The sequence below is a fragment of the Micrococcales bacterium genome (assembly GCA_009784895.1).
Classification (GTDB): Bacteria; Actinomycetota; Actinomycetes; order Actinomycetales; family WQXJ01; genus WQXJ01.
This window is the reverse complement of sequence record WQXJ01000005.1, coordinates 35,951-62,866: the sequence shown is the minus strand read 5'-3', so window position 1 is coordinate 62,866 and position 26,916 is coordinate 35,951. Positions and strand designations below refer to the sequence as shown.

At 63.3% G+C, this 26,916-nt stretch carries 25 protein-coding genes; 8 read left to right on the top strand and 17 right to left on the bottom strand.

Features of this window, described 5'->3' with window-relative positions:
* Positions 1-2: 2 nt before the first annotated feature.
* From nuoH to FWD29_01840, 10 genes are all read right to left on the bottom strand, one after another.
* On the bottom strand, positions 3-1,325 hold the full coding sequence (nuoH, locus tag FWD29_01885) for an NADH-quinone oxidoreductase subunit NuoH (GenBank protein ID MCL2802695.1): 1,323 nt from the start codon (positions 1,323-1,325) through the stop codon (positions 3-5).
* Positions 1,322-3,730 (bottom strand): 2Fe-2S iron-sulfur cluster-binding protein, encoded by a 2,409-nt coding sequence (locus FWD29_01880; GenBank protein ID MCL2802694.1) that lies wholly within the window; start codon positions 3,728-3,730, stop codon positions 1,322-1,324. Before FWD29_01880 ends, nuoH begins: the two co-directional genes overlap by 4 nt.
* Positions 3,727-5,028, bottom strand: a complete 1,302-nt coding sequence (gene nuoF / locus FWD29_01875) for an NADH-quinone oxidoreductase subunit NuoF (GenBank protein ID MCL2802693.1) — start codon at positions 5,026-5,028, stop codon at positions 3,727-3,729. Before nuoF ends, FWD29_01880 begins: the two co-directional genes overlap by 4 nt.
* Positions 5,025-5,708 carry an NADH-quinone oxidoreductase subunit NuoE gene (nuoE, locus tag FWD29_01870; protein MCL2802692.1) on the bottom strand — a complete coding sequence of 228 codons (684 nt, stop codon included), beginning with the start codon at positions 5,706-5,708 and terminating at the stop codon, positions 5,025-5,027. The genes nuoF and nuoE overlap by 4 nt, the downstream gene beginning before the upstream one ends.
* Entirely contained in the window at positions 5,705-7,039 is a 1,335-nt protein-coding gene (locus FWD29_01865) for an NADH-quinone oxidoreductase subunit D (GenBank protein MCL2802691.1), read from the bottom strand. The genes nuoE and FWD29_01865 overlap by 4 nt, the downstream gene beginning before the upstream one ends.
* Positions 7,036-7,737, bottom strand: a complete 702-nt coding sequence (locus FWD29_01860; GenBank protein MCL2802690.1) for an NADH-quinone oxidoreductase subunit C — start codon at positions 7,735-7,737, stop codon at positions 7,036-7,038. The genes FWD29_01865 and FWD29_01860 overlap by 4 nt, the downstream gene beginning before the upstream one ends.
* The gene (locus FWD29_01855) at positions 7,734-8,234 is read right to left on the bottom strand and encodes an NADH-quinone oxidoreductase subunit B (GenBank protein ID MCL2802689.1); all 501 of its coding nucleotides are present in this window, start codon (positions 8,232-8,234) and stop codon (positions 7,734-7,736) included. Before FWD29_01855 ends, FWD29_01860 begins: the two co-directional genes overlap by 4 nt.
* Positions 8,235-8,308: 74 nt before the next feature.
* Positions 8,309-8,671 (bottom strand): NADH-quinone oxidoreductase subunit A, encoded by a 363-nt coding sequence (locus tag FWD29_01850; protein MCL2802688.1) that lies wholly within the window; start codon positions 8,669-8,671, stop codon positions 8,309-8,311.
* Positions 8,672-8,706: 35 nt separating this feature from the next.
* Positions 8,707-9,993 carry a geranylgeranyl reductase family protein gene (locus FWD29_01845; GenBank protein ID MCL2802687.1) on the bottom strand — a complete coding sequence of 429 codons (1,287 nt, stop codon included), beginning with the start codon at positions 9,991-9,993 and terminating at the stop codon, positions 8,707-8,709.
* Positions 9,994-10,185: 192 nt separating this feature from the next.
* Positions 10,186-10,890, bottom strand: coding sequence for a class I SAM-dependent methyltransferase (locus FWD29_01840; protein MCL2802686.1), 705 nt, complete (start codon positions 10,888-10,890; stop codon positions 10,186-10,188).
* Between the two features lie 159 nt (positions 10,891-11,049).
* Between FWD29_01840 and FWD29_01835 the strand changes: the two genes are divergently transcribed.
* Positions 11,050-12,399 carry an isochorismate synthase gene (locus tag FWD29_01835; protein MCL2802685.1) on the top strand — a complete coding sequence of 450 codons (1,350 nt, stop codon included), beginning with the start codon at positions 11,050-11,052 and terminating at the stop codon, positions 12,397-12,399.
* Here the strand turns inward: FWD29_01835 and FWD29_01830 are convergent.
* From FWD29_01830 to FWD29_01820, 3 genes are all read right to left on the bottom strand, one after another.
* Positions 12,396-13,604, bottom strand: coding sequence for a trypsin-like peptidase domain-containing protein (locus FWD29_01830; GenBank protein ID MCL2802684.1), 1,209 nt, complete (start codon positions 13,602-13,604; stop codon positions 12,396-12,398). The genes FWD29_01835 and FWD29_01830 overlap by 4 nt on opposite strands.
* 904 nt (positions 13,605-14,508) lie before the next feature.
* On the bottom strand, positions 14,509-16,203 hold the full coding sequence (gene menD / locus FWD29_01825) for a 2-succinyl-5-enolpyruvyl-6-hydroxy-3-cyclohexene-1-carboxylic-acid synthase (GenBank protein MCL2802683.1): 1,695 nt from the start codon (positions 16,201-16,203) through the stop codon (positions 14,509-14,511).
* On the bottom strand, positions 16,200-17,162 hold the full coding sequence (locus tag FWD29_01820) for an o-succinylbenzoate synthase (protein ID MCL2802682.1): 963 nt from the start codon (positions 17,160-17,162) through the stop codon (positions 16,200-16,202). Before FWD29_01820 ends, menD begins: the two co-directional genes overlap by 4 nt.
* Before the next feature lie 364 nt (positions 17,163-17,526).
* On the opposite strand from FWD29_01820, the gene FWD29_01815 reads away from it, so the two are divergent.
* Positions 17,527-18,567 carry a 1,4-dihydroxy-2-naphthoyl-CoA synthase gene (locus tag FWD29_01815; GenBank protein MCL2802681.1) on the top strand — a complete coding sequence of 347 codons (1,041 nt, stop codon included), beginning with the start codon at positions 17,527-17,529 and terminating at the stop codon, positions 18,565-18,567.
* Between the two features lie 91 nt (positions 18,568-18,658).
* Here FWD29_01815 and FWD29_01810 read toward each other — a convergent pair whose 3' ends face one another.
* A complete protein-coding gene (locus FWD29_01810; protein ID MCL2802680.1) occupies positions 18,659-19,723 on the bottom strand; it encodes a DUF3048 domain-containing protein in 1,065 nt (354 codons plus the stop codon).
* A gap of 171 nt (positions 19,724-19,894) precedes the next feature.
* Here FWD29_01810 and FWD29_01805 point away from each other — a divergent pair, with 171 nt between their 5' ends.
* Genes FWD29_01805 through FWD29_01795 form a run of 3 tightly spaced genes read left to right on the top strand, consistent with a single transcriptional unit; the run spans position 19,895 to position 22,403 of the window.
* Positions 19,895-21,121, top strand: a complete 1,227-nt coding sequence (locus FWD29_01805) for an AMP-binding protein (GenBank protein MCL2802679.1) — start codon at positions 19,895-19,897, stop codon at positions 21,119-21,121.
* Positions 21,122-21,126: 5 nt separating this feature from the next.
* Positions 21,127-22,014, top strand: a complete 888-nt coding sequence (locus FWD29_01800) for a 1,4-dihydroxy-2-naphthoate polyprenyltransferase (protein ID MCL2802678.1) — start codon at positions 21,127-21,129, stop codon at positions 22,012-22,014.
* A gap of 59 nt (positions 22,015-22,073) precedes the next feature.
* Positions 22,074-22,403 (top strand): PLD nuclease N-terminal domain-containing protein, encoded by a 330-nt coding sequence (locus FWD29_01795; protein MCL2802677.1) that lies wholly within the window; start codon positions 22,074-22,076, stop codon positions 22,401-22,403.
* Between the two features lie 53 nt (positions 22,404-22,456).
* Here FWD29_01795 and FWD29_01790 read toward each other — a convergent pair whose 3' ends face one another.
* Complete coding sequence (locus FWD29_01790; GenBank protein ID MCL2802676.1) at positions 22,457-23,095, bottom strand: histidine phosphatase family protein; 639 nt, start codon at positions 23,093-23,095, stop codon at positions 22,457-22,459.
* 88 nt (positions 23,096-23,183) lie between these two features.
* Between FWD29_01790 and FWD29_01785 the strand changes: the two genes are divergently transcribed.
* The gene (locus FWD29_01785; GenBank protein MCL2802675.1) at positions 23,184-24,005 is read left to right on the top strand and encodes an HAD-IB family hydrolase; all 822 of its coding nucleotides are present in this window, start codon (positions 23,184-23,186) and stop codon (positions 24,003-24,005) included.
* An 11-nt stretch (positions 24,006-24,016) separates the two neighbouring features.
* Positions 24,017-24,922 (top strand): site-specific DNA-methyltransferase, encoded by a 906-nt coding sequence (locus FWD29_01780; GenBank protein ID MCL2802674.1) that lies wholly within the window; start codon positions 24,017-24,019, stop codon positions 24,920-24,922.
* Positions 24,923-24,957: 35 nt separating this feature from the next.
* Here the strand turns inward: FWD29_01780 and FWD29_01775 are convergent, their stop codons facing one another.
* Positions 24,958-25,056 carry an AURKAIP1/COX24 domain-containing protein gene (locus tag FWD29_01775; protein ID MCL2802673.1) on the bottom strand — a complete coding sequence of 33 codons (99 nt, stop codon included), beginning with the start codon at positions 25,054-25,056 and terminating at the stop codon, positions 24,958-24,960.
* A gap of 186 nt (positions 25,057-25,242) precedes the next feature.
* The gene (locus FWD29_01770) at positions 25,243-25,452 is read right to left on the bottom strand and encodes a helix-turn-helix domain-containing protein (GenBank protein MCL2802672.1); all 210 of its coding nucleotides are present in this window, start codon (positions 25,450-25,452) and stop codon (positions 25,243-25,245) included.
* An 84-nt stretch (positions 25,453-25,536) separates the two neighbouring features.
* Between FWD29_01770 and FWD29_01765 the strand changes: the two genes are divergently transcribed.
* Positions 25,537-26,913, top strand: coding sequence for a TrkH family potassium uptake protein (locus FWD29_01765; protein MCL2802671.1), 1,377 nt, complete (start codon positions 25,537-25,539; stop codon positions 26,911-26,913).
* Positions 26,914-26,916 lie beyond the last annotated feature (3 nt).

Here is a 26,916-nt window from a genome sequence, read left to right as displayed (position 1 = left end):
GCTCAACGCTCCTCCTCCTGGTCCTCTTTGGGCGCAGCCGGCGTCAATTGCCTTTCAGCCCTGGGTGAGGGTGGCAACACCTGCCCAGGCAGTGGCGGCACCGGGAAGCCGTCAGCATACGGGTCGATCTCCTCCGGTGGCCCTTGTCTTGGTGGCTTGGCCGAGATGCGTTCTGGCCAGTACAACAGCAAGACGAACACCAATGTGGCCAGGGACAACACCGGAACCGCCCACTCGTTGAAGCCGGCGCCGAATTCGTCAATGAACTTCACTGCCGTCAACAGCACGATCCAAATCAAGGCAGCCGGTAGCAGCACCTTCCAGCCCAGTCGCATGAACTGGTCGTAGCGCATGCGCACAACGGTGCCGCGGATCCAGACGAATAGGAACATCACGGCCCAAACCTTGATCATGAACCAGATCACGGTCCACCAGCCGGTGTTGAACATGCCGTCCCCGATCAGCGACAGCGGCCACGGCGCCCGCCAACCGCCCAGGAACAAGGTGGTGGCCACGGCCGAGACGTTCAGCATGTTGATGTATTCCGCCAGGAAGTACCAGGCGAATTTCATTGATGAGTATTCGGTCATATAGCCGGAGACCAGCTCGCCCTCAGCCTCTGGTAGGTCGAAGGGTAGGCGGTTGGTTTCGCCAACCATCGAGATGATGTAAATCAAGAAGCTCGGGGCCAAAACAATGCCGTACCACAGCCTTTCCTGGGCACCGACAATTTGGCTGGTTGACATAGAGCCGGACATGATGAACACGGTCACCAGGCTCATGCCCATGGCCAGTTCGTAGGAGATGATCTGGGCCGAGGACCTAACCGACCCGAGCAGCGAATAGGTTGCCCGGGAAGACCAGCCGCCCAGCACAATGCCGTATACGCCAATTGCTGTGACGGCCAAGATGTAAAGCACCGCCACCGGGAAATCGGTCAGTTGGATCGGGGTCTCAATCGAGGTAAACGGGATCCTGGCGGTACCGCCCAGCGGGATCACTGCGAAGACCATCAATGAGGCGAACACCGAAACCATCGGCGCAATGATGTAGACCACCTTGTCCGCCCGCTTGACGTTGATGTCCTCCTTGAACAGCAACGCCATGGCGTCGTACAGCGACTGGCCTAAGCCCACCGGACCGCGCACATTGGGGCCAAGACGTTGCTGGAAGCGTGCCACCAGCCGCCGCTCGAACCACAGCGCGAACAGCACCGAGGTCAAAAGGATGGCCAGGATCAAGACCGCCTTGACTATCACGATCAGGGCGTTGTCCTGGGAGAAATCGGCCGCCCCGACCCCCTGGCTCAATATTGCGTAACTCACCGCGCGACCTCCTTCGCCCGGCCCAGCGCCAGTTGGACAATCGCGCCGCTGGTTACCGCCAGGGTTTGATTGACGTGGCTGCCTGGGGACTTGTTCGGTAGGTGAACCACGTGGTCCACCATCTCGGTGATATGGGCCGGCAAGGTAATCGCCCCCCATTGGCTCGACACTCTGAGCAGCTCGCCCTCACTGACACCAACAGCCTTGGCCGTGACTGGCGAGATGGTGGCCACCGGTTCGGGTGCGCAGGCTGCCAAGTTATCCTCGCCAGCCAGCGCTGCGGCATCGTCGATCTGCTGATGCCAGGTCGACAAGACGGCCTGACCTGTTTGCAGCTGCGGGGCCGCGCCCGGTTTAACGTCAGGCGCCGGCGGCCGGCTGGCCGGCGGCTCAGCCGCGGCCATAACCTCATGCACCGTCGAGACTTGGCCAATAGCCGTCTCAACGCCAACTTGGTCAGCGATGACCTGAAGCCACCGAGCATCGGACGGCACCTGAGAGATCAAGACTTGACCAAATGGCCTCAGCTTGCCCTCCCAGTTGATAAAGGTGCCAGGCTTTTCGTGCGATGGCGCCACCGGCAGGACCACATCGGCCCAGGGCGCGACCTCGTCTAGACGGACCTGAAGCGCCACCACGGTGGCGGCTTCGAAGGCTCGTTTGGCCAAGGCCGGGTCCGGTAGGTCGGAGACCTCCAGGCCGCCAACGAACAGTGTCTTGATCTCGCCAGCTGCAGCCGCCTGGAGTATGCCCGTCAGGTCTTTACCCTTGTCCAGGTCCGGCAACAGGCCAGCCTCGATGGCGGCCCGCTCGCCAGCCCGGCGCGGGATCCAAACTAGATCGGCACCCAGGCGCTTGGCTGCCGCCAGGGCAGCGGTGAAGGCGCCGGGCGAGGTGGCCAGGCGTTCGCCCACCACAATGACGCCACCGGCCAGGGCGGCGGCAACCTCGGCCGCCAAAGGCTCAGTGGCCTCAGGGGTGAAGGTGTCCAGAACCTCGGCTTCGAGGCCTGGTGCGGAGGGAACCAGAGTGGCACCCAACCGCTTCAGCCCGCGCGAGGCGAATGGGGCAACGGAGAAGACCTTTTGGCCTCCAGCCGACTTGCGCAAGCGCAGGTAGACAACGCCGCCTTCTTCTTCCGGTTCGAAACCGACTAGTAGCACGCCCTTGGCCGCTCCGAGTTGGTCGAAGCCAACCCCGGCGCCTGAGCCAGCCACAAAGTGGGCCAAGAACTCAGCTTCTTCTTCGCTGTTTTGCCGGGAGCGGTAATCAATGTTCTCGGTGCCCAGCACCTCACGGGCAAAGACCGCATAGGCGTGAGCGTCTTCGAGCGGCAACCGACCGCCCGGCAGCACACCGAAGGACGGCGAGTCCTCGATGATTTGCGCCACCTTGGCGGCGGCATCGGCCCACGGCACTTCAACCAGCTCGTCACCTTGGCGCAGGTAAGGCGTCTTGATCCGGTCAGCGCCGGCCTGCCAACGGAAAGCAAACCGGTCTTTGTCGCTGATCCACTCCTCGTTCAAGGACGGGTCATTGCCGGACATCCGCCGCAACACCACACCACGGCGGTAGTCGACTCTGATGGCCGAGCCCGAAGAGTCGTGGTCCGCCACCGAATCGACCGAAACCAGGTCGAAAGGCCGGGCCCGGAAATGGTAGAGCCGTGAGGTCAACGCGCCGACCGGGCAAATCTGGACAACATTGCCGGCAAAGTAGCCGGCAAACGGCTGGCCGTCTACGGCCGTGCCCAAGGCGGCGTCGGCTTGGCCGTCAAAGCCAGCCTCCGCCATCCCTAACACTGCCGGGTCGTAGCGGCCGATCTGCTGGTTCGAACCGCGCTTTTGCAGCCCGATGAAGGGATCGCCGGGGATCTGAGCCGAGAAGCGGGTGCAGCGCTGGCATAGCACGCACCGCTCACGGTCCAGCAGGATCTGCGGCGTCAGGACAAGCGGCTTGGGGAAGGTGTTCTTGACATCAGTGAAACGCGTCTCAGAACGGCCGGCCGTAAAGGCCTGGTTCTGCAGCGGGCATTCACCACCCTTGTCACAAACTGGGCAATCTAGCGGGTGGTTGACCAGCACCAATTCCATCACCTGGCGTTGGGCCTCGGCCGCTACCTGGCTGGAAACTTGGGTACCAACTACCATGCCCTGGCTGACCGCTACGGCGCAGGCCGGCTGCGGCTTGGGGAAGGCTCTCAGCTCGCCATCCGGCCCAGCCGGGGCGGCCACCTCGACCAGGCATTGGCGGCAGGCTGCCACCGGCGCCAGCAGTGGGTGGTCGCAAAAGCGCGGAATCAAGATGCCGGCCTCTTCGGCCGCCCTGATGATCAAAGTGCCTTTAGGCACCGAGACCTCGATGCCATCAATGGTCAAGGTCACCTGGTTGGTTACTTCGCTCACGCTTGCACCGCCTTGAACAAGTAGGACGCTGTTGGGTCCGTGGGACAGCCGCCGCCTTCGATATGCGCCAAATACTCTTCGCGGAAGAACTGCAGCGAACTGGTCAATGTGGCCGGCGCGCCGTCGCCTAAGGGGCAGAAGCAGCGACCGACAATCGAACCAGACACTTGGTCAAGGATCTCCATATCCTCAGCGATCCCCTTGCCGGCCTCAATACGGCGCAAAACCGACCGCAGCCAGAAGGTGCCCTCCCGGCACGGCGTGCATTTGCCGCAAGACTCGTGGGCGTAAAACTCCATCCAACGGGTCACTGCCCTGACCACGCAGACCGAATCGTCAAAGACTTGCAGTGCGCGGGTGCCCAACATTGAACCGGCCTGGGCCACAGCCTCGTAGTCCAACGGCACGTCGAGATGCTCCTTGGTGAACATCGGCGTCGAGGAACCACCCGGTTGCCAGAACTTGATCTCGTGACCAGCTCTGATTCCACCGGCTAGGTCCAGCAGCTCTCGCATGGTGATGCCCAAGGGAGCCTCATACTGGCCCGGCTTCTGGACGTGTCCGGAAAGGGAAAAGATGCCAACACCGGTTGACTTCTCGGTGCCCATCGAACGCCACCAGTCAAGGCCATAGAGCACTATCCACGGCACCGAGGCGATCGACTCAACGTTGTTGACAACGGTGGGCCGAGCATAAAGACCGGCCACAGCCGGGAATGGCGGCTTCAGCCGTGGCTGGCCGCGCCGGCCCTCTAACGAGTCAAGCAGCGCGGTTTCCTCACCGCAAATGTAGGCGCCAGCCCCAGCATGGACCGTTAGATCCAGGTCGAAGCCGCTGGACTTGATGTTCTGACCCAAGTAGCCAGCCTCTTTGGCCTCTGCCACTGCCCTAAGCAGGCGGCGGTAAACGTGAACCACCTCACCGCGCAGGTAGATAAAGGCGTGGTGGCAGCCAATGGCGTAGCTGGTAATGATGATGCCCTCGATCAGCTGCTGCGGATCAGCCATCATGAACGGGATGTCCTTGCAGGTGCCGGGCTCTGACTCGTCAGCGTTGACCACTAAGTAACGCGGCCCGCCATCAGGCGCGGGCAAGAAGGACCACTTCAGGCCGGTGGGGAAACCGGCACCGCCGCGGCCCCTCAAACCCGAGGCCTTGACCAGGTCAAGAACCTCTTCCGGCTTCATCTTGAAGGCCGCGTCAAGCGCCTTGTAGCCGTCTGCCGCCAGGTAGTTGGCCAGTTTCCAAGACTCAGCGTTGCCCCAGCGACAAGTTAGGACGGGAGCTAGTGCGGTCATTTCGCCTCCTCCTTCGCGCCTGGCGCGTCCGGTAGACCCTGCCAGCCTTGGGCCTTGGCCGCCTCCAGGCCGCGCAGCGTTGGCCCAACCGCGGCCGGGCCTTCATCAGCGTGGCCGTCATCGAAGCCGGCCAACACGCGTGAGATCTCTTTGAAGCTGTGAACCTGATCGGGACCCCGGCTTGGACAAACCGGCTTGCCGGCCTTGAGCTCGTCGACCACTTTGACGGCACTTTCAGGCGTCTGGTTGTCGAAGAACTCCCAGTTCACCATCAACACCGGAGCAAAGTCGCAGGCGGCGTTACACTCGACCTTTTCCAAGGTGAACATGCCGTCTGCGGTGGTTTGGTCGTTACCAACTTGGAGGTATTCCGACAGCCGGTCAAAGATGGCGTCACCACCCATAACGGCGCAAAGCGAGGTGATGCAGACACCCAAGTGGTATTTGCCATTGGGCTTGCGCTTGAACTGGCTGTAGAAAGTGGCCACAGCGCTAACCTCGGCCTGAGTCAGGTCCAGGGTGTCAGCGCAAAAGCCAATCCCGTCGGGTGAGACAAATCCGTCGACCGATTGGACCAGGTGCAGCAGCGGCAACAAGGCGCTACGCGGCGAAGGGTAGCGCGCCACCATTTCGGCTGCGTCTTTGGCCAACTGCTGTTGAATTTCAGCGGAGTAGCTCATCGGTCCACGCCTCCCATCACCGGGTCGATCGAACTGAGCGCCACAATCACGTCCGAGATGGTGCCACCGTCACACATCACCCCCATGGTCTGGAGGTGGTTGTAGGAAGGCTCTCGCATGTGGGCGCGGTAGGGGCGAGTGCCGCCATCGGACACCAAATGCACGCCATAGACGCCCTTGGCATGTTCCATCACACTGAAGCATTGGCCAGGCGGGATTCTGAAGCCCTCAGTGACCAGCTTGAAGTGCCGGATTAGCGACTCCATCGAGGTGGCCATGATTTCGCTGACATGCTCCGGCGATTGGCCTTGGCCGTCCGGGCCAACCGACATCCGGGCCGGCCAGCCCAGCTGCGGGTCGTCAATCAGGACCGGTCCTGGACCCAAGGCCTCGAGCTTGTCGATGCACTGGGCCACGATCTTCATCGATTCGCGCATTTCGTTTGAGCGCACCAAGTAGCGGCCATAGGCATCAGCTGTCTCGGCCGTGCAAACATCGAAGTCATAGTTCTCGTAGCCGCAATAGGGCTGGTCTTTACGCAAGTCAAGCGGGTGGCCGGTGGCGCGCAGGATTGGCCCGGTTACGCCCAAGGCCATACAGCCAGCCAAGGAAAGGTGCGCGATGTCGCACATGCGCGCCTTCCAGATCGGGTTAGTCATGACCATGTTGTCCCAGTCATTGAGACCGTTGACCATGGAGGGGTAAACGCCCTTCAACCACTTCAAGGCGCCTTCTGGCAGGTCTTGAGAGACCCCGCCCGGCCTGAAATAGCCGGGGTTGAGTCGCTGGCCGGTGACCATCTCAAAGAAGCGCAAGATTTCTTCGCGCTCGCGGAAAGCGATCGTCATCAAAGTGGTGCCGCCAAGCTCGTTACCAGACGAGCCCAGGCCCACCAGGTGGGAGGCCACGCGGGCCAGTTCCATCATCAGCACCCGAATGATCTGGGCGCGCTCAGGAATCTGGTCTGCTAGACCAGCCAGTTTCTCCACCGCGAAGCAGTAGGCCGCCTCGTTGTGAATAGAACAGACGTAATCCATCCGGGTCGAAAGAACCGCGCCCTGAGCCCAGGTGCGGAACTCCATCGTCTTTTCGATACCGGTATGCAAGAAGCCCAAGCCAAGCCTGGTCTCGGTGATGGTTTCCCCGTCCATTTCCAAAATGACCCGCAACACGCCGTGAGTCGACGGGTGCTGCGGCCCCATGTTGACAATTACACGCTCTTCTTTGCGCCGGGCGACCTCGTGGGCAATCTCATCCCAATCGCTGCCAAGTGCGATGTATTCCTCGCCAGTGGTGTCATCAGGCAGCGGCGCGGCAAATTGGCCGGTCATGAATAGTTCCTCCTTTGATCGGCCGGGGGTACCGTGGCGCCCTTGAACTGCACGTCAACCCCACCTAGGGGGTAATCCTTGCGTTGAGGGTGACCAACCCAGTCGTTCGGCATCAAAATCCGGGTCAGCGACGGGTGGCCGTCAAAGCGGATTCCGAACATGTCGTAGGTCTCGCGCTCGTGCCAGTCCTGGGTCGGATAGACGCTGACCAGTGACGGCACATGCGGGTCGGCATCCGGCATGGTCACCTCCAGGCGAATAATGCGCTGGTCGTGGGTCAACGACATGAGGTGGTAGACGGCGTGCAACTCGCGGTCTTTGTCGCCCGGGTAGTGCACGCCGCTGACCCCAAGTGACAGCTCGAAACGCAGGTCCGGGTCGTCGCGCAGGATCAGCGCCACAGTCTCCAGATGCTGGCGATCAATGAAGAGGGTCAGCTCGTCGCGTTCGATTACGACTTTCTCAAGGGCCTGGCTGATCGATTGCTCAGCCAAAACCTCTTCAAAAATGTCAACCACCCGGTCAAACCAGCCCCCGTAGGGACGGCTGGCCGGCGGCGGGAACTGGACCGTTCTGGTCAGCCCGCCAAAACCGGAGGTATCGCCGGCATCGTGCGCCCCGAAAGCCCCTTGCCGGATATCGGTCACCTCGGCCGGCACAGCCTCGGCCCCGCTACTTGCGGGAAGATCAGCGTTCATGCCAACAGCCCCTTCATCTCGCTAGCGGGAACCGCCTCCAACGCGGCCTGTTCGACCGCCCTAGCCACCTTGATCCGGTCCTTGCCCAAAGGCTCCTTCTTGATCTGTTCATGCAGTTCCAAGATGGCGTGGATCAACATCTCCGGGCGCGGCGGGCATCCGGGGATGTAAACATCGACCGGGATGACGTGATCCACGCCCTGGACAATTGAGTAGTTGTTGAAGACGCCGCCCGAACTGGCGCATGAGCCCATCGAGATGGCCCATTTCGGGTCCGCCATTTGGTCGTAGACCTGGCGCACCACCGGTGCCATCTTGTGCGACATGCGACCGTTGATCAGCATCAGATCGGCCTGGCGGGGCGAAGCCCTGAAGACCTCCATGCCGAAGCGGGAGATGTCGAAGCGCCCGGTGCCGGCCGCCATCATCTCAATCGAACAGCAGGCCAAGCCCATAGTTACGGGCCAGGTCGAACCGGCCCTGAGCAGGCCAATCAGCCGCTCAACGGATGTCAGCGCAATACCTTGAGGCAGTTTGCTCTCTATACCGTCTGCCACGTTTCCTCCCTAAGTCAGTCCCAATCGAGTCCGCCGCGCCGCCACTCATAGACGAACGGCACGGTGATCAGGGCCAAGAACGCCATCATGGCGATGGCCGACCACGGACCAAGTTGCCTGAAGTTGGCCGCCCATGGGTATAGGAAGACCACTTCAATGTCAAAGATGATGAAGCTCATCGCCACCAGGTAGAAGCGCACAGGAAAGCGGCCACCGGACTGGGGGTGTGGGCTCGGTTCGATACCGCATTCGTATTCGTCCATCTTGGCCCGGTTGTAGCGATGGGGACCCAGGACCCAGCTGGCCCCAAGCCCACCAATGGCTAAGAGGGCCGCAAAGACCCCCAACACCAGGATGGGCACATATGGATTAGACATTTTCTCCTCCAGTCATGTGGTCTCGAAACCAAGCCTCATGGCGCCGGTGCCAACCGTGCGGCGGTTGCGATTAGACGGTCCATCCAATCACCACCGCGAGGCTCGTACAGGTCGCTCAACAACTTCATGACCAAGCGCATAAGCGTTGGCCGGGGCAGTCCGTAGGTGGTGCACCAGTGCATCACCCTTGGGTGTTCGATCAGGAATACAAATACCCGACCCAGAGAGAAGTATCCTCCTAGATCGGCTTTAAGGCGAGCGGGATAATCCCGCATTGCCCTTTCGGCGCTGTCCGGGGTGGGCCGGCGCAGCGCTTGGATCATGGCATCAGCCGCCAACCTGGCTGATTGCATAGCGTATGAGACGCCCTCGCCGTCGAAAGGCGAAACCAAACCGGCGGCGTCTCCCAGCAGCAACAGCCCGCCGTTGTAGAGCGGCTGGCGGGAGAAAGCCATCGGTAGGGCGGCGCCGCGAGGGGGGTCAACCACGTCGTTCTCGCCAAAGCCCCAACGTTCTTTGACCTCTGGTAGCCAGCGGTCCAACAACTCGCGCTGCGAGCCCTGCCGGCGGTTGGCGTTAGAAGCAACCGCTCCCACGCCAACGTTGATAATGTTGCCGGCCTCGGGGAATACCCAACCATAGCCGGGCATTAGCCGGCGGTTCTTGCCTTCGCCCTCCCACAGCTCTAGGTGCGATTCGAGCCACTCAAGCCGATCCGGGCTGGGGGCCTGGGACAACTTGACCCGGGCCCGGATACCCAGGCCCATTGGCTTGGACGGGTTGGTGTTGCGCCCGGCGGCATTGGCCACTCGCCCGGCCACGCCGCCAGCGTCAACCACATAGCGGGCCTTGAAGGTGCGCTCGCCGTTTTCGGTGCGGGCTTTGACACCTGTGACACGGCCGGTACCAGGGTGGCGGACCGCGTCGGTCACGGTGGTGTTTTGGCGGAAGGTGGCGCCCCTGGCCAGGGCGTGGTCAATTAGGAGCTGGTCGAATCGTTCCCGAGCCATTGACAGACCGTAGTTGGGGAAGGAGTCAATCGTTGGCCAGGGTAGTTCTAGGGTATGGCCGCCGCCAAAGACCATCAGCCCGCGGTTGCGAACCCAGCCCAGTTCTGGCTTGGTGGAGATGCCCAATGTGGCCAGCTCCTTGACGGCGCGCGGCGTCAGACCGTCGCCACATGCTTTTTGCCTGGGGAAACTGGCCTTTTCAAGAACCAAGGCATTGACACCGGCATTAGCCAAATGGGCTGCGGCCGTTGAACCGGCCGGCCCAGCGCCGACAATCAAGACCTCGGCGTCTTCGGCAGATTTAGCAACCAACCTCGACGCCTCTCATGGGATATGTTGACCAGACGTAGGCGATTCTACAGAACCTTGGGCCGCTTGATCGCAAAGTTGGCAATCCTAACTGGCCTGGGGCCAAACTCGTTCTTGACCAGTGGGTTTACCCATCGATTTGGGTACCATTTTGGGTCCAGGCCGGTCTATTTTTGACATGAGATAGCTACTTTATTAGGTGGTTGGGGCAAAGGCGGTGTGAAGTGCCACAACACCGCCGGTCAGGTCGCGGTGTTGCACGTTTTGCCAGCCGGCTTGTTCTATCTCCTTGGTCAGCTCGGATTGGCTGTACCAGCTATCAATCGAATCGACCAGATAGCTGTAGGCGGCCGGGTTGGATGTGACCAGACGAGCCAGCAGCGGCAGGATGTGGTGCAGGTAGATCCGGTAGACCAAACGCAGCCATCTGGCCTTGGGTTTCGAGAACTCGAGCACAAGAAGCTGGCCGCCTGGGGCAGCTACGCGGCGCATTTCGGCCAAGGCCGTGGGCACGTCGACCACGTTGCGCAATCCAAAGGAGATCGTGACGGCGTCAAAAACCCCAGGCGCGAAAGGCAGACAGGTAGCGTCTCCGCCAACAAAGGCCACACCGGGGTGTCCAATCCGGCGCTGGCCTTGGCGCACCATGCCCTGGGAGAAATCGCAGGCCACCACCCTTGAGGCGGTATCGGCCAGGGCCAGGGAGGAGGTGCCGGTGCCGGCCGCCAAGTCCAAAACTGACCGCGCCAAGCCCGGTTTGAGGGAGCGGCAAACGGCCCGGCGCCAATACCTTTCTAAGCCAAAGGTCAAAACGGAGTCAGCCAAGTCATAGTGCTTGGCGACCTGATCAAACATGGCAGCGACGACCAGGGGCTGCTTGTCAAGGGCGGGAGTAGTCACAGCCCTGATTTCTACACCACAAAGGCCCCAAGACTCCACAAAACCGAAAAAACACCCAGTCGTCGAAACCGGAAATCGTTCTCGCCCAGACGAACCTGGGACAGGCCAAACCACCTCTTCGACTGTGGCCGCCCTGGCGTGGCCTAAGCTTGGTGGGCCATGGCTGTCTCTCTGCGTTTCCACCTGCGCCAAGTTGACTCCAACCCACCCTTGACCGCTTCGACCGCAATTGGCGAGCCTTTGGTCTGGTGGCGCCGCCAGGAGGGTCTGATCGGTTGGGGCGTGGCGGCCAGGGCTGATTTCTATGGCCCGGACCGGTTTACCAAGGCCCAGGCCTGGTGGCGCCAGGTTTTGGCCAATTCCCTGGCCGATGGCGAAACCCCAGATCGCCAGCGAGGCATCACCTTGGGGCCGGTCTGCTTTGGCACCTTTGGCTTCGCCGATGACTCCGACACGCCCTCTACCCTGGTGGTGCCGCAAAACCTCATCATTCAACAAGACGGCCAGCGTTGGCTGCTCCAAGCCTCTGCGCTGCGGTCAGATCCGGCTGCAACGGCCACGGCGCAGCCGTCCGCCTGGCAACCTCAAGGCGACCAGGAGCCCTCCTCCGGGGACCAGGCCTGGAAGAGCTTTCCAGGCGAAGGCAAGGCACCGGCATCGGCCAACTGGCCGCTGGTGACTGAAAGCCCAGGTCCGGTGGCGGGTGCCAATTGGCCCGCCGTGGTGGACCAAGGCCTGGCCGCGATTGGCCGGGGCGAGGTTGAGAAAGTGGTGTTGGCCCGCCAAGTGGTGCTCAGCGCCAACCGGCCGCTTGACATCAAGTCGGTGATTGACAACCTGGCCCGGAGCTATCCGGACTGTTGGACCTTCAGCGTTGACGGCCACGTTGGCGCCACGCCCGAACTACTAGTGCGCTCCCGGGGCGGTCTGATCACCAGCCGGGTCCTGGCTGGCACAATCCGGCGTACCGGTGATGACACAGCTGATCTGGCCCGCGCCGCAGCCTTGGCCCGTTCGTCAAAGGACCTCGAAGAACACGATTTCGCGGTCGCCTCAGTGATTGAGGCCCTCGAACCCTACGTCGAAGCGCTCAGTTGGCCTGATTCCCCTTCTGTGCTGCACCTACCCAACGTCATGCATTTGGCCACGGACGTGGTCGGTGACCTGACCGGCCGTCACGGACTCGATGCTCCTTGGTCGGTCGAGTTGGCCGGCGTGCTTCATCCGACGGCCGCAGTTTGCGGCACCCCAGCGCCGGCGGCAGCTGCCCTGATCAAGCGGCTCGAAGGCGCAGATCGTGGACGCTACGCCGGCCCAGTTGGCTGGATGGGTGCCAATGGCGACGGGGAATGGTGTATTGCCTTGCGCTGCGGCCAGTTTTCCGCCCAGCGCGACCAGGTCAAACTCTGGGCTGGCGGCGGTATTGTGGCCGGCTCGATTCCTCTAGAGGAACTGGCTGAGACCGAAGCCAAGCTTCAACCCATGCGCCAGGCGCTTGATAGCTCCTAGCCGTCTTTGGCTGAAAGTGTGGCGGTGATGTCAAGCGGTTGGCCGTCGCGGACAAGCGAAATGGTGACATCGGAGCCGGGACTCCTTGACCTAATCGTGGCGGTCAGCGCCAAGGATCCGTTGACTGGCCGGCCGTCAACGGCATAGATAACGTCGCCAGCCTGGATCCCGGAGGCCGCTGCCGGCGATCCGCTTTGGACCTTGGCAATGGCAGCGCCGGCTCGGTGTTGGCCGGCAACTTCGACCACTGCGTCGGTCGACTCAACTCCAAGCAGAGGGTGGATGGCCGCACCAGATTCGATCAGCTGCGGCGCGATCACCTTAACCAGGTTGACCGGGATGGCAAAGGCCAGGCCAATTGAGCCGGTCTGGTCGCCGTTGCCACCCATCGTGGCAATTGACGAGTTGATGCCGATGACCTGGCCGTCGGCGTCGAACAGCGGCCCGCCTGAGTTACCCGGGTTAATGGCGGCATCAACCTGGACGGCGTTGGTCACGACCAACTCACCTTGGGCTGCGCCACCAGCTTGTTCGGTTGTGACCGGCCGGTTGAGGGCGGAGACAATGCCTTGGGTGACGGTGTTATCAAGACCCAATGGGTTGCCCACCGCCAAGACGCTTTGCCCCACTACCAGGGCATCGGAATCGCCCAATGTGGCCTCAGCCAGGTCGTCCGGCACGTTATCCAGTTGGAGCACGGCCAGGTCAGTGGTCGGGTCCGTGCCCAGGGCGGTGGCAGCGAAGATCCGGCCGTCGACCAAGACCGCCTGGATTCTTTGGGCTCCGGCCACGACATGGTTGTTGGTGACGATATAGCCCTTTTGCGAATTGATGATGACCCCGGAGCCCTGGGCGCCGTAGCCGGAATCAACCTCTGTTTGGATTGCCACCACCGTGGGCTGGACTTTGGCCGCAATTGTGACCCAGTCCGGGCCGTTGCCGCCATCGGTTTTCGGCACCTCCGGGGTGTTCTGGCCGCTGGTCAGCCCCTTTAGCGTGTCGCTGCCGTCACTGGTTTGCCCGGCTGTCGAGGGGTTGGACCGGGCCAGCCACCAGGTTGTGCCAGCTGAACAGACCCCCACAAAAAGCGCACAGACCAGGGCAATTACCCAGACTGTCGACAGTGAGGCGCCAGCCTTAGGTGGTTGGGTGGTGGTCCCGGCCTGGGCCGGCGGACCAGGCGGGTGGGGCGGCGGCGGAGCCATGGGCCGGGCAGGCCTGGGCTGGGGCGGCAGTGGCGGCACGACCCAGCCGGCAGGCGGGCCTTGTCCGGCGCGGGCGCCGCCGCCCGGGCCTAGGGAGTGCCGGGCCGGAACCTGGCGGCCAGGTGGTGGTGTAGGTGCTTCGCCGGCCGATGCCGGCCCTTGCCATGTCCCAGCAGGCCACGGCGGGTTGGTGCTTGTGACAGATGGCCCAGTCGGTGCTGAGAAGTTCACAGCCGGCGGAACCGGTCGGGGTGGCAGGGTTGGCGCCGCGGGCTGGGCCGGCCCGGGTGGTGGAGCCGCTGGTGTGGGGGGCGCTGGCTGGCTCAGCTGAGGCGCTGGCTGGCTCGGCTGAGCCGCTGGTGTGGATTCGCCTGGTCGGCCGGGCTGGCCTGAACGAGCCGGCGGCGCGGCCTCGACCGGCTGAACCAACGCAGGAGCCTTGGCCCCTTGGGTTGGTTGGGTCGCCGGATGGCTCTGGTTTGGCTGGTCGGGCCGGGAAAACCGTAGCCGCTGGAAAGGCTGAGGCTGACTTGAGCTGCGGACCTGGGGCCCGGCTGGTGGCACCGGCCGCTCCGAGCCCGGTTGGGTGGCCGCTTGAGACCTTCTGGACATGGTCTTTGCATCAGGTTGATCTGACCGAACGCGACCATCTTGGACCGGCGGCGCTGCCGGGAAGGTATCTTCAACCAGCTCTCCGGTGTCCGGTCCCCCGGGGGCAGGCTCATAGCTCCCAGGCTGGCCAATACCCAACCTGGGGCTTGGCACTCGAGGAGCGGGAGGCGGGCCCGATGCGTCGGAATCAGTCATGCTCTAGGTGTCCTTTCGAGGCCGGCCTTGCGCTTCGGATGGAACCGCACTGGATTTGCCAAACCCGCCTCATTTCAGGGCCAATGCTGGAAACAGTCTACTTTTCATTGGCCAAGGCCCTCGCCGCCGCCTGGCGCAGGCGCTTTTCAAGATCATGTCGAATCGACCGCTCCAGCCGAAGCTCAATGATTTGGCGACCTGACCAGGTCCCGGCTAGCAAGACTTCTAGTTCAGGCAAACTCCCGGCCAGGTGGTGGTCGGCACCAAAACTGGTGGCCAAGGCGGTCAGGTCGAGGTTTTGCGGCGTGGCGAAATACCGTTCGAAAACCGGGCGCAGGCCTTCCCGGCCCACCTCGAGAGCCTCGAAAATCGATCCGCCCTGGTCGTTGAGCACCACCAGCCGCAGGTCGGCCACACGCTCCAGCGAACCGACGGCCAGGCCGCCACAGTCATGCAATAGCGCCAAATCCCCTAGCAGCGCCGTCACCGGACGGCCCAGCCCCAAGGCCAGGCCGGTGGCGGCCGAGACCGTCCCGTCGATGCCGGCTAACCCGCGCAAGGCATAGATGGAGCCACCAGTTGGGGGCGTCAAATCCAGGTCACGGACGGCACTGGACGAGCTCACCACCAAGGGATCGGTCGACAATGCTCGGGTCACGGCCGCAGCCACCAGCGGTCCGCTGAGCGGTTTGGCCGCCAAGTGTTGTTCAACGGCCGCCCATGCCCTTAGGCCGGCGGCCCGCCATGACTTCAGCCAGGCATTTTCCCCCGCAGTTGCCTCGCCGGGTACTTCGATTGAACCGGCCAGCAGCTGGGCGGCCCGGCCCTGGTCAAACCACGGCCCGCCACCTGAATGCACGCCAATTACTTCAAGGCGGCCGCCCGTTGCGATGGCCGTGATTGGCCTGGTCAAAACCGGCCGCCCGTAGATCACTAGGCGCTCGATTTCCTGTCCTAGCCAGATGTCAAGGCCGGGCGGCTGGCCAACCAGCAAACGACCAGCGGTGATAGCCATTGGCCCACCCCAAGATCCGGATTCAGGCTCGGCCAGTAACGGCCAGCCGGCCTGTTCGGCCAAGGTTCGGGCGGCCGGGCCGGCGCCAGCACCGGCCACTACCAAAGTGTTTGGGCCCCGCGCCAGCTCGAGGGCTTCCAGCTGCCCGCCTTGACCACGCCAGCTGGAGCTTTGGCCGCAAACCTGAGCTCCGGCATCGGCCTCCTCAGGCCAGGCCGAACCTTGGTACCAGTCGGTTTCCGGTACCAGCGGTTCGCGGAACTGGGTGTTGATATGGACCGGTCCGGGCCAGGCCGAGCGCAGCCCCAGGGCAGCCAAGGCGGCCTGGCGACCAGCCGCACGCCAGGCTTTGGCACCTTGCTCGATCTGGGGATCGAAACTGGCCCGGACGGCGCCGGCGTAGAGGCCAACCTGGTCGGTGGTCTGGTTGGCGCCCACGCCCTGGAGTTCTGGGGGCCTGTCTGCCGTCAGCACCACCAAAGGCAGGGCCGAATGCGAGGCCTCAAGGACGGCCGGGTGGTAGTTGGCCGCGGCCGTGCCACTGGTGCAGACAAGAGCCACTGTGCCGGCATTTGCCCAGGTCAACCCGATGGCGACGAAACCGGCAACGCGTTCGTCGATTCGCACCAAGCACTCGAGGCGGCCGGCCGCCTCGGCCTGGGCGGCGGCATAGACCAGAGGGGCGCTGCGTGAGCCCGGCGAGATCACCAGCCAGCGCACGCCGCCTTGGATCAGACCATCAACCAGGGCCCGGGCCTGGACTATTGACCGGCTCATGGCCTTTGACCTTGATCGGGGAGGGCCGTGACCTTGGCCAGCCTGCGCTGCCAGCGTTGGTTGGTCGCCGGATCGGCTTGGGACTGTCTGAGTAGGTCCGGTTCGACCCGGGCCGGCGCCACTTCGATCTGGCCATTGACCACTGGAAATAGGTCCCTAGCCAGGTCTTGGGCCAGGAGTTGGCCGGTGGCCAGGCCGCAGGCTAGCTCTGCCTTGGGCAGGGCGGCGGCCAGGGCCAGGCCTTGGGCTATCCCAACCACCGTTTCAACGGCCGAGGACACCACCACCGGCAGGCCAATGGCGGCGGCCAAATCCAAGCAGCTTCGCACCCCGCCCAGTGGCTGGACTTTAAGCACAACCACATCGGCGGCTTCGAGCCGAGCCACCAAATAGGGATCGGTTGCCTGGCGGATCGATTCGTCAGCGGCGATCGGCACTTTGGTGCGGCGGCGCACCGTCGCCAGTTCCTCGACGCCGGCGCAGGGTTGTTCGGCGTATTGCAGGCCGCCGGCCGCCCGGTCGAGCCGGCTGAGGTAGTCAATGGCCTGCTCGGTGGTCCAGGCGCCGTTGGCATCGACCCTAATATTGCCGGACGGGCCGAGCGCCTGGCGGACCGCCGCCAACCGATTGACATCCTGCTCGATGCTTTGCCCTGGCTCGGCCACCTTGACTTTGGCCGTTTGGCAACCACCCGAACTGGCCACTATCGCGGCAGCCTGTTCTGGGCCAACAGCCGGGACAGTGATGTTGACCGGGACGTGGCGTCTCAGCGGTGGCGGCGCGGGCTGGTGCGCCGCCTCCAATGCGGCCATTAGCCACGGCCGGCATTGGTCCGTGTTGTATTCCTCAAAGGGAGAGAATTCGGCCCAGCCAACCTCGCCGTGCCAAACCATGCCGTAGCGCCGGGTCAAACCACGAAAGCGCGTACGCAGCGGCAAGTCGAAGGTGACGGGCGTCATAGCCATCCACTCTAGGCAAAGCGAGGCAGCCCAGCCACCGGAGATCCGGCCGAGCAGCCAAGGGGCATGGTGATGCCAAGGCTCAACCCCGCGAGCAAGAGGTGCTGTCAAGGCTCGCAGTCGCGGGGCTAGGGGCGAGGCCTGGGTTGTTGTCTGGGATTGGCTCCGGGCATGTGTTTTTGGCGATGCCCAGCATCGCCCCAAAACACGGCGCGAGACAACGAGCCTGGCTTCGCCCCGACCTTTTCATGCCATGGCTCAACCACGCGAGCAAGAGTTGCTGACAAAGCTCGGACTCGCGAGTTGGGGGCCAGACAGAGCTCGCAGTCGCGGGGCAAGGGGCGCGGCGCTAGCCTTGTGGCCCATGACCGGCACTGTTTCCGACGGCTTTGACCCAAGCGCCTGGCGTAGCGTCGATGGCTTTGAGGATCTGACCGACCTGACGTACCACCGAGGCTGGGAAGATGGCCAACCTGCCCCTTGGCTACGCATTGCCTTCAACCGGCCTGAGGTCCGCAATGCTTTCAGTCCCCACACCGTTGATGAACTCATCGCCACACTGCGTCACGCCGCTGAGGTGCCAGATGTGGTGGCTGTTCTCCTGGCTGGCAATGGGCCCAGCCCCAAAGACGGGGGTTACGCCTTTTGCTCAGGTGGCGACCAGCGCTTCAGAGGTACCAGTGGCTACGAGTACGCCAGAACCGACCCAGTTACGGATCAACCGGGCAGCATTGGCGCGGCCGGCGCCGAGCCACAACCGCCCAGTGGCGGCGCAGAACCGCCAACCAGCGACTCCAGTCCAAACCCGCTCCCAGGTGAAAGGTCTGGCCAAGCCCGGCAGGCGGCATCGGGCCGATTGCATGTGCTCGAAGCCCAGCATCTGATCAGGACTATGGCCAAGGTCGTAATCGCCGTGGTCGACGGCTGGGCGGCCGGCGGCGGTCACTCGCTGGCGGTAGTGGCGGATTTGACCTTGGCCTGCCGCCAACATGGGCGGTTCAAACAAACCGATGCCACCGTGGGCAGCTTTGACGCCGGCTACGGCGCCGCTCTGCTGGCTCGCCAGGTAGGGCAAAAGCGAGCGCGGGAAATCTTCTTCCTGGCCCAGACCTACACGGCCGAACAGGCCGAGGCCTGGGGCGCGATCAACCGGGCGGTGGACCACGACGAGGTCGAGCCGACCGCCATTGGCTGGGCGCGATTGATCGCCGGGCAGTCGCCGCAGGCCATCAGGCTGCTCAAATTCGCCTTCAACCTCGAAGACGACGGCCTGGCCGGCCAACAAATGTTCGCCGCGGAGGCAACTCGATTGGCCTACGGCACAGCTGAGGGGCGCGAGGGACGTGACGCCTTCTTGCAGCACCGGCCGCCTCAATGGGAGCCGTTCAGAAAGCAGATCCTCTAGCCCGGGCGCGGCCGACCACCGGCATCAGCTCGGCTTGGGTGTTACCCGGTGACAGCAGGATCGGCCGGCCAAAGGGGCTTGTTGCGACCGGCTAGCTGACGGTCCAAGAGCCATCTCCCACCGGCACCAGTTCGACCCAGGTGTTACCCGGTGACAGCAGGATCGGCTGGCCGTCAGGGCTGGTCAGCACAACCGGCGCCGTGACCGATTCCTTCGACCAGGTCGCGTCCATAGTCTTGCCTTCGCAGGCGACCAAGGCCAGGCCGGAGCCAACCATAATCGATTCGGGGATTTGGCTGCCGGCCGCGTCGGTGCCACCGGCCATTCGAACCTCAACCTTGAGTGCAACCAGGTTGGTGGTCATAATCTGCTGGCCACCTTCAACTGTGGCTTGGTCCGAGCCTTCCCGCCGCAGCCAAGCCCCTAGGGCCTCATCCCAATCCCAACCCGGATTTGACCAGCCAGACAGCCTGATATCAACTGTCATCCCGGCGCTGCCAACCACCACGGCAGTAGCCTCTTCAGCGCTTGGGGCAAATTGGAACTCCGGTTCCGGCGGGGCCTGGTGTTCTGCGTTGGCCTGGGCTAGAAACTCGTCCGGGCGGCCCATTAGCGAATGCTCACCGCGCCGGCCCGGATCACGGAAAAAACCGTCCGCGCCTTGATCATGCCCCAAGACCTGGAGACCGGCCTCGGTGGCGATTGAAATGAAACGGCTCTGGCCGCCGGAAAAGACCAACAGGCCGCCAGTTGGCCCGGCGATAGGGCCGTCCATTGGTCTGACTGATCGAATTGGTCCGACTGACTCAGGCAGCTGGGAGTGGAAAACCGCCACAAACCGGCTGATGCCGCCTTCGACAACCTCCTCCCAGACCACATCGGCCTGGTTCAGCCCGGCTTGCGGCCTGGCCTGCGGCGAGTTCTCGATTTTGACGGCCAGGGCCGGCCGTTCGACAATTGGCCCGGGTATGGCGGTCAGTGGCCAAAGCAGCTCCCTGACCGGTTCGGGCGCCGGGGCCGGCATCGTTGGCGCCACTCTGGGCTTGGCCGGTACCGGATCGACCGGTTTCTTGCCGCAGCCCGCAACCAACGTACCTACGGCCAAGACAGCGATGGCAACCCCGGATACAGCTCTGAGGGGAAGACGCGCAATCATTGATTTGGTGTGACCCTTCACTGAGTTATGTGACCAGCCGGCCGGCCGGCCGCGCAACCGGGGCACGTCAACGCTAGTACGCCGCCAGCGGCAGGTCCCGCCCCAGGTCCGGCGCGGCGCCAGTTCGTCGCTGGCAGCGTTGGGCCAGAAGGCTTGGGCTAGGTTTGGCCTGTGGCCTCAAATCTGTCAGTCGGGCCTGGGCCGGATCCCTCCGGCCGCCAGGGAGATACCTCGGTGGTTCGGCCGGGCGATCTCGATGACCTGGTACGAGCCCTAGAGCAGGTGCTGGATCCTGACCATCCCGGCCCCCTGGCCGTGGTGCCCCCGCGCTGGCCAGCTGATCTGGCTTGGCCTGCCGGTGCCGGTGTCATGGTCGAGTCATCGGGCTCGACCGGCCAACCAAAATTGGTGGCCCTGACCGCCGCTGCCGTGCGGGCCAGCGCCCAGGCTAGCGCTGAGGCCGTCGGTGGCCCTGGTCAGTGGCTGCTGGCCCTGCCCACCAGTCAGATTGCAGGCCTGAATGTGGTGGCCCGGGCCGTCCTGGCCGGACGGGCTCCGACCGCCTTGGCCGGCTCATTTGGCGCCCAAAGCTTTGTCGAGGCGACCGATGCTATGGGTTCCGGCCGGCGCTATGTCTCCTTGGTGCCAACCCAGCTCAACCGGTTGCTGGAATCTCCGGCCGCCGTCGAGGCTCTGGCTGGTTTCACCGCTGTTTTGGTGGGCGGCGCCCAGACCCCGCAGCGTCTGGCCGCCCGAGCCCGGACCTACGGACTGCGCCTGATCCAGACTTACGGCATGGCCGAGACATGCGGCGGCATTGTCTACGACGGCTTTGCCATTGCCGGCGCCCGGGTTGGCCTGGCCGGGCAAAGCGACGGCCCGTCAGCTGACGGCATCCTCAAGGTCACTGGGCCCATGCTGGCCTTGGGTTACGTCGGGTCCGGCGCAAAGCTCAGGGCCTCAGATGGTTTCAGGGTCGACCAGGACGGCCAGCGCTGGTTTTTGACCTCAGATTTGGGCCGAATCGACCAGACCGGCCGGATCGAAGTCCTGGGCCGGGCCGACCACGTCATCCAAACCGGCGGCTACAAACTGGCCCCGGAACTACTAGAGCAGGTCCTGGCCAACCACCCAGATGTGACCCAAGTGGTTGTCACCGCAGTGGCAGACCAACACTGGGGCCAGGCCGTAGTTGCCTTGGTCGTGCCAAGTGCCCCACTCAGCCTTCAAACCCTCCGCCACTGGACCAAAACCCAAGGTCAGGCGGTCTGGGCGCCGCGAGGACTCGGCATCGTGCAAGGGGTGCCGCTGAACGCCGCTGGCAAACCCGACCGGCTAGCGGCCGCCGGCCTGGCCCAGCAGTTGCAGGACGCCGGTGGCCTGGAACGGTTAGGGTAGCCTGCGTGGCAAATCTGAAGGACTGGGTTGAAGGCGCGCGCCCGCGAACTCTGCCGGCAGCCATCAGCCCGGTTGTGGTTGGGGTGGGGGCCGCCTGGCAGATCGGGACACCCAATTGGGCCCTGGCCGGACTGGCTTTGCTAGTGGGCGTAGCCGTGCAGGTTGGCGCCAATTATGCCAACGACTATTCGGACGGCGTGCGTGGCACCGACCAGGAACGAGACGGACCTAGGCGGTTGGTGGGCTCCGGCGCGGCCAAGGCTGGGACGGTCAAGGCGGCGGCCTGGCTTAGCTTCGCCGTGGCCGGGTTGGCTGGTATCTACCTGTGCTACTTGACCGGGCTGTGGTGGCTGGCCGCAGTTGGCGGTGCCTGCGTGGTGGCGGCCTGGCTGTATACCGGCGGCCCACGTCCCTACGGCTACGCCGGCCTGGGCGATGTCATGGTCTTTATCTTCTTTGGTTTGGTCGCCACGCTTGGCACTTTGTACGTCCAGTTTTCGATGTTGACCTGGCGTGGCATCGTGGCGGCAGTGGCCATGGGCCTGTTGGCCTGCGCCATTTTGATGGCCAACAACCTGCGCGACCTGGATCTTGACGCGGCCGCCGGTAAGCGCACTCTGGCAGTCAAATTGGGTGACGAACGGGCTCGGTTGGTTTACCAGCTGGAGATGTGGCTGGCCATGGCCCTAGTAGTGGTGATGGCGGTGGGTCGCTGGCACGTCCTGGCCACCCTGGTAATGGCTGTGCCCACGGCCCGGTTGGCCGGCGCGGTTTACAACGACGCCACCGGAGAAGAACTTGTCACCGTGCTCAAAGGTACCGGCGTGGTCCAGTTGGCCTACGCCTTCATTTTGGGCTTGGCCCTAGCCAATCTGGGTCTCTGGCCGGCCTGACCCAACTGGCAGGGGACTGGCACATAACCCGCCGCGGCCGCAGCCGATAGGCTAGCAGCGTGGTCCGGATCGTTTTTGTCTTTGTCTTGCCGGCGGCTTTGCTGCTGTACGCGCTGATCGACTGCGTGCAAGACGACGAGGTTGAACGTACATCCGTGCCTAAGTTGGCCTGGATCGCCATGATTGTGCTGCTGACACCGTACGTTGGCGCTATTGCCTGGCTGCTGGTGGCCAAGATTGCCAAGCCTCGCCGCCCCAGACCGCGCCGGCCGGCCGCTCCCTTGGCGCCCGATGACGACCCCGAGTTCCTCCGTCGCATCGCCGAGCAGCAGCGCAAGAACCGCAAACCTAATGGCGGCCAGGGCGGATCGGGCCAGGGCGACAAGTAGAGGTCAGGCCTACAGCCGCTTGGCCCAGGTCTCCTGCGGCTGACCTATCAGCCCTAACGCAGCTTTTCAGGCAGCAGCTGGGCCGCCGGTTCGGCGTAGCCAACCTCAACTAGTTTGTCTGCTTCGTAGGTCAATGAAGTGACCGAGGCCAAGGAGCAGGCCCGTCCCCGCGGCATGGGCCAAACCGGCCGGCCTTCGGCTTTGAGCCGGGCCCGCCAGATCGGGGATTGGTGGGACACAATTACGGCCGCCTGGCCCTGTGCGGCCTGACGAGCCCGGCCAATCGCGCCCAGCATTCTGGCGGCGATTTGCTCGAACGGCTCGCCCCAACTTGGCCGGCGCGGATTGCGCAGCTTGATCAGGGCTTTTGGCCGGATCAGATGCGGCAGGTCAACTACTGTGCCAACGAAATCGCTTTGGGCCTCAATTACATCCGGTTCGGTTTGGATTTCTAGGCCCAGGGCCTGAGCGACTGGCTGGGCAGTCTGCTGGGCCCGGTCCAAGGGACTGACATACAACTGGGTGATGGTGCGGCCGCCGGGTTTGGCCAGGTGGGCGGCCGCCAGCTCAGCCATGGCCCGGCCGTTGTTGGAAAGGTTGAAACCGGGCAGCCGCTCATAGAGCACTCCGGTGGGGTTGTCGACCTCGCCGTGACGAAGCAGATGAATGATGGTGAGGTCGCCAGATGCCATAGGCCCAGTGTCAAGTAAGCCCCGGCATCGGTCAAATACCACCCTGGCGTTCGCCTTTGGCGCCGGGCGTAAGCCATACTGGGGGACGATGTCACAGGCGCAATTACCCACCCCGGCCGGCCACGGCCAGCAGGTGGCCGCCTTTTTTGATGTCGATAACACCGTCCTGCGCGGCGCCAGCCTGTTCCACCTGGGCGTGGCCCTGAAACAGCGCGGCGTCATTTCGCTGAGGGACGTCGCCCGGTTTTTCCGCATCAACCTGCGCTACGTCCTATTTGGCGAGTCTGAAGCCGGGGTTGAAGCCACCAAAACCAAGTCACTGGAGGCGATTGCGGGCAAACCGGTGACCGTAATGGAATCAGTCGCCGAGCATGTCTGGGATGAGGTCCTTTCTGCCCGGATTTTCCCCGGCGCCAAAGACCTGATCGATAAGCATTTGGCCTTGGGCCACGAGGTCTGGCTGATCTCGGCCAGCCCGGCAGAAGTAGTTGAGACCATTGCCGACAGGATCGGCGCCACCGGCGCTCGCGGCACAATTGGTGAGCGGATCGACGGCCGCTACACCGGTCGCCTGGTCGGTGGCCTGCTGCACGGTCCGGCCAAGGCCACGGCCGTTGAAGAACTGGCCGCCGAGCGCGGGCTGGACCTGGCGGCCAGCTTCGCCTACGGCGATTCAGCCAATGACATTCCAATGCTGTCGCTGGTGGGCAGCCCCTGCGGTATCAACCCCGACCGGCGTTTGAGGCGCTATTGCGCCCGCTCAGCCTGGCCGGTGCGGGAGTTCAGGGCCAGGCGCCGAGCCGTGCGCCGCTCAGTTCGAACTGTCTATTCGATGGGCACGGTTTGGGCCTTCTGGCTGGTCACGCGGCAAATCTGGCGCCGGCTGGGTCGGTTGTGGTCCGGCCGGTAAGGCCCCAGGCCATGACCCGCAATGCCTCAGCTTTGAAGGCGGCCGCGGCCTGGCGGCCCGACGGTCCCAACTTGGTCATCCAGGCAGACAACCTGCCGGTGTTAGAACGGTTGCCGGACGCGGCTTTTGGTCTGATCTACATCGACCCGCCGTTTAACACCGGCCGGGTCCAGCGACGTCAGAGTGTCAAAACCGAGCTGTCTGATGCCGGCCAGCGCCTTGGGTTTCGCGGTCTCACCTATGCCACTGTGCCCGGCCAAGTCCACCACTTTGACGATGTTTTTGCCGACTATTGGGCTTTCTTGTGGCCGCGACTGGAGCAGGCTTGGCGTCTGCTGGCAGCTGACGGAACGTTCTATTTGCATCTGGACTACCGTGAGGTCCACTACGCCAAAGTGGCGCTGGATCAGCTCTTTGGCCGCCAGTCGTTTCTAAACGAGATCATTTGGGCCTACGACTACGGCGGGCGGACCAAGCGCCGCTGGCCGGCCAAACACGACAACATCCTGGTTTACGTCAAGGATCCAACCAGCTACGTCTTCAACGCCGAGGCCGTTGACCGCGAACCCTATATGGCCCCTGGCCTGGTGACTGAGGAGAAGGCGGCCTTGGGCAAGTTGCCCACCGATGTCTGGTGGCACACCATCGTTTCGCCCACCGGCAAAGAAAAAACCGGCTACCCCACCCAAAAACCTGAAGGGGTGCTGCGTCGCGTCATCCAGGCATCATCAAATCCTGGAGACTGGGTGTTGGATTGCTTTGCCGGCTCTGGCACCACCGGCGCGGTGGCGGGGGCACTTGACCGCCGCTTTGTCATGGTTGACCAGAACCCAAAGGCCGTGGCCACAATGCGCCATCGGCTAGGTGATCAAGTGTCCGCCGAGCTGTGCCGCTTCGTCGAGCCAGGCCAGACCTAGCCAGCCAGAATCTGAGATGGGCAGAACGCCGGTCGCTACTTTTTGTTGCGGCGCTGGTGGCGGGTCTTGCGCAGCAATTTGCGGTGCTTCTTCTTGGCCATCCGCTTGCGGCGCTTCTTGATAACCGAACCCATGCGGTCCTCTCAGTGTGGTGAATTGTCCAGGCCAGCCGCTCACCTGGGCGAGACGGCCGGCCAGCTAAACCAAATAGGCATTCTACCCGAGTCTTGGAACCGGGAACTGTCAGTGGCTTGGAGGCTGGCCCCAGCTGCACGATCCGGTACTTGGCCGAACCTAGGTGCCAAGCTTCGGGGTGCCTTCTAGGCCCCCTCGGCCTGTTCGTTGGTCAGGAACTGGGCAGTCGAATCCAAGTACTCGTTGAGGGCTTCTTCCGGCACCCGGTAGGAGTGGCCAACGCGCAGGGCCCGGAGCTCACCGGCACGGATCAAGCGGTAGATGGTCATGCCGGACACCCTCATGGTCTCAGCCACCTCGGCCACGGTGTAAAACTGTTGCCGGTCTCTTTTCATGATTGCCGTTCGTTCGGTGCCTGCGTTGGAGTAATCATTGTTACAGATGCACACTCTAGTGACTGGTGTGAGTAGTGTGAAGCCATGCGTGCCAACGCAGTAGAAGGCCAGGCGCCCAGACGCAGCTTTAGAGAGCGCCTGCGGCAAATGTCGCCACCCCGCTTGGCGATATTGACCTTCACCTCATTGGTCCTGCTGGTGGCCTTGGTGCTGTGGCTGCCGATTTCGACCCAATCCGGCCGCGCCGCGCATTTCATCGACGCCCTGTTCACAGCCACATCCTCGGTCTGCGTCACCGGGCTGACCTCAGTCGACACAGCCGAATACTGGTCCTCCTTTGGCCAAGCAGCCATGCTGGTGGGCATCCAAATTGGCGGACTGGGCATCATGACGTTGAGTTCAATCCTGTCGCTGGTAACGATGCGTCGCCTGGGACTGCGTTCCAGGCTAATGATCGCCTCAGAAAGGGGTTCAAACCGCCTGGGCGAGGTTGGCCTGCTGGTCAGGGGCGTTGCCGTCATCTCCCTGGTGGCTGAGGTCATAATTGCCCTGATCTTGATCCCACGCTTCGCCGCAGCCGGCGAGACTTGGCCCAAAGCGATTTGGCATGGCGTCTTTTACTCTGTCTCATCGTTCAACAACGCCGGTTTGGCGCCCACCCAACACGGCCTGGTGCCGCATCTTGGCGACTGGTGGGTGCTGGTGCCGCTGGGCCTGGGTGTCCTAGTTGGCTCACTTGGCTTCCCCGTCATCATCGACGTGACACGCCACTTGAGACACCCCTCTCGCTGGAACCTGCACACCAAACTGACACTGAGCTTCTCCCTGGCTGTGCTGGTCTTCGGCGTCGTTGTCATTTCCATTACTGAATGGACCAACCCGGCCACGCTGGGCTCAGTATCGACCCCCGATACTCTGCTCAACACCGTCTTTGCGTCGATCAACACTCGCTCTGGCGGCTTTTCCACCTGGACATTGGCTCATGAACGGCCCGCCACCATTTTGGTCCAAGAGGCCATGATGTTCGTTGGCGGGGGTTCGGCCTCGACCGCAGGCGGCATCAAGGTGACAACTCTGGCGGTCATGCTACTGGCCATCCTGGCCGAGTCCAGAGGCGATAGGGATATGGAAGCCTTTGGCCGCAGGATCGACCCATCAGTCCTGCGCATCGCCATCACCGTGGCAGTGGCCGGCGTCTTCTTCGTTGTCAGTGCGGCCTTCGCCTTGTCACTACTGGGCGTTGGCCCGCTCGACTACGTCATCTTCGAAGCCATCTCAGCCTTTGCCACCTGCGGTCTTTCGACCGGACTGTCAGCCACATTGCCCGCCATTGGCAAACTTGTATTGGTCGCTTTGATGTTGGCTGGCCGCCTAGGCACCATAACCATTGCCGCATCGGTGGCGCTGTCAAACCGGCGCCGGCTGATCCGCCTGCCGGAGGAACGCCCAATGATTGGATAGCCC

Bases quoted from the DNA above. Each gene is read 5' to 3' on its own strand.
- nuoF (MCL2802693.1), bottom strand. From the start codon at position 5,028: ATGACCGCACTAGCTCCCGTCCTAACTTGTCGCTGGGGCAACGCTGAG.
- nuoE (MCL2802692.1), bottom strand. From the start codon at position 5,708: ATGAGCTACTCCGCTGAAATTCAACAGCAGTTGGCCAAAGACGCAGCC.
- FWD29_01865 (MCL2802691.1), bottom strand. From the start codon at position 7,039: ATGACCGGCCAATTTGCCGCGCCGCTGCCTGATGACACCACTGGCGAG.
- FWD29_01860 (MCL2802690.1), bottom strand. From the start codon at position 7,737: ATGAACGCTGATCTTCCCGCAAGTAGCGGGGCCGAGGCTGTGCCGGCC.
- FWD29_01850 (MCL2802688.1), bottom strand. From the start codon at position 8,671: ATGTCTAATCCATATGTGCCCATCCTGGTGTTGGGGGTCTTTGCGGCC.
- FWD29_01835 (MCL2802685.1), top strand. From the start codon at position 11,050: ATGGCTGTCTCTCTGCGTTTCCACCTGCGCCAAGTTGACTCCAACCCA.
- FWD29_01830 (MCL2802684.1), bottom strand. From the start codon at position 13,604: ATGGCTCCGCCGCCGCCCCACCCGCCTGGTCCGCCGGCCCAGGCCGGG.
- menD (MCL2802683.1), bottom strand. From the start codon at position 16,203: ATGAGCCGGTCAATAGTCCAGGCCCGGGCCCTGGTTGATGGTCTGATC.
- FWD29_01820 (MCL2802682.1), bottom strand. From the start codon at position 17,162: ATGACGCCCGTCACCTTCGACTTGCCGCTGCGTACGCGCTTTCGTGGT.
- FWD29_01815 (MCL2802681.1), top strand. From the start codon at position 17,527: ATGACCGGCACTGTTTCCGACGGCTTTGACCCAAGCGCCTGGCGTAGC.
- FWD29_01810 (MCL2802680.1), bottom strand. From the start codon at position 19,723: ATGATTGCGCGTCTTCCCCTCAGAGCTGTATCCGGGGTTGCCATCGCT.
- FWD29_01790 (MCL2802676.1), bottom strand. From the start codon at position 23,095: ATGGCATCTGGCGACCTCACCATCATTCATCTGCTTCGTCACGGCGAG.
- FWD29_01785 (MCL2802675.1), top strand. From the start codon at position 23,184: ATGTCACAGGCGCAATTACCCACCCCGGCCGGCCACGGCCAGCAGGTG.
- FWD29_01780 (MCL2802674.1), top strand. From the start codon at position 24,017: ATGACCCGCAATGCCTCAGCTTTGAAGGCGGCCGCGGCCTGGCGGCCC.
- FWD29_01775 (MCL2802673.1), bottom strand. From the start codon at position 25,056: ATGGGTTCGGTTATCAAGAAGCGCCGCAAGCGGATGGCCAAGAAGAAG.
- FWD29_01770 (MCL2802672.1), bottom strand. From the start codon at position 25,452: ATGAAAAGAGACCGGCAACAGTTTTACACCGTGGCCGAGGTGGCTGAG.
- FWD29_01765 (MCL2802671.1), top strand. From the start codon at position 25,537: ATGCGTGCCAACGCAGTAGAAGGCCAGGCGCCCAGACGCAGCTTTAGA.